The organism is Corallococcus sp. 4LFB (assembly GCF_046520365.1).
Classification (GTDB): Bacteria; Myxococcota; Myxococcia; order Myxococcales; family Myxococcaceae; genus Corallococcus; species Corallococcus caeni.
The window spans coordinates 1-1,376 of the sequence record NZ_JBKGHJ010000992.1 but is presented as its reverse complement, the minus strand read 5'-3'; the positions used below and the strand labels follow the sequence as shown (position 1 = coordinate 1,376).

The 1,376-nt window shown below is 73.9% G+C and carries 1 protein-coding gene and 1 pseudogene; both read left to right on the top strand.

Features of this window, described 5'->3' with window-relative positions; translation table 11 throughout:
* A partial coding sequence (locus ACLEQD_RS43440) for a methyltransferase (RefSeq protein WP_410391798.1) occupies window positions 1-757 on the top strand: 757 nt, incomplete at its 5' end.
* A 166-nt stretch (window positions 758-923) separates the two neighbouring features.
* A pseudogene (locus ACLEQD_RS43435) lies at window positions 924-1,376 on the top strand (dienelactone hydrolase); the annotation flags it as partial.

Sequence of the window (1,376 nt, the reverse complement as noted above, 5' to 3'; positions counted from 1 at the left end):
CCTGCGCGCGGCGGCGGAGGCCGTGCTGGGCGCCAGCTCGCTGGAGCGCGACCGCGAGAAGTACGACTGGAAGGCCCTGCACGGCCGGCTGCCGGAGACGCTGCGCGGCCAGCACTCCATGTCCGCCACGTCGTTCGACTGGCCCCCGCGCACGCCCGAGCAGGTGGAGGGCTTCGAGGCCAGCATGGCCGCGGGCCTGGGCCCCATCCTGGAGACGTTCCGCACGCACGCGGGCGCGCTGTGGCCCGCCGGGGCGCGGCTGCTCGACGTGGGCGGCGGGGACGGCACGCTCGCGGAGCACCTGCTGCGCCAGCACCCGGCGCTCGCCGTGGACGTCTACAACCTGCCCGCGACCGAAGCGCTCGTCGCGCGCACGCGCGAGCGCGCGGGCCTGTCCGACCAGCGGATGGGGTTCGTGGGCGGCGACTTCCTGAAGGAGCCCCTGCCCACGGGCTACGACGCGCTGTCGTTCGTGCGCGTGCTGCATGACTGGCCCGCGGAGGTGGCGCGGTCGCTCATGCAGGCCGCCTTCACCGCCCTGCCCTCCGGCGGACGCGTGCTCATCTGCGAGGAGTTCCGCACCCCGGAGCGGCTGGCGGCCCAGTTCTTCTGGTCCTACTTCCTCATCGGCGTGGACACGTGCGTGAGCCGGCTGCGCGAGGTGGAGTTCTACCTGGAGGCGCTCACCGCCGCGGGCTTCACGCACGCGCGGGTGCTCCCCGGCCCCTTCGAGCTGGTGGTGGCCACGAAGCCCTGACGTCCTGCCCCGGGCACCCTCCCCGGGGCGTCCTCCCCTGCCCCGGCGGCCCTGTCCTACGCTGGACACCCTGTACCTTCCGGCAGGTCACAGCGGCGGGCACAGTGCTCAACTTGGGTCTCAGCCAGACGCTGTAACCAGCCAAACGCAGACGGGAGGAGCCTGTATGACAGGTCCCCGGTCACGAACGGGGTTGAAGGCGGTAGGGCAGGACCACGGGTGGGAAGACGCGCGGGAGTCACGAGCGCGGCGTGGTGGCGGCCCGGCGGCGCGCACGCACCTGGAGCGCGAGGTGATGGTGCCGGTCGATGACGCCGTCCTCCTCCGGGGACGGCTGGCGGTGCCCGCGGGGGCGCGGGGCGTGGTGGTGCTGGCGCGCGGCAGCGACAGCAGCCTCCAGAGTCCACGGCTCGCGCAGACCTCGCGCCTGTTCCAGGCGATGGGGCTGGGCACCCTGCTGATGGACCTGCTGACCAGCGAGGAGATGGAGGAGCGCCGCACGCGGCAGCTGCGCTTCAACGTGGGCCTGCTGGGCATGCGCATGGCGGGCGCGGCCCGGTGGCTCCAGCGCGAAGGCCCCGCCCAGGGGCTGCGCGTGGGCTACTTCGGCGCGCACACC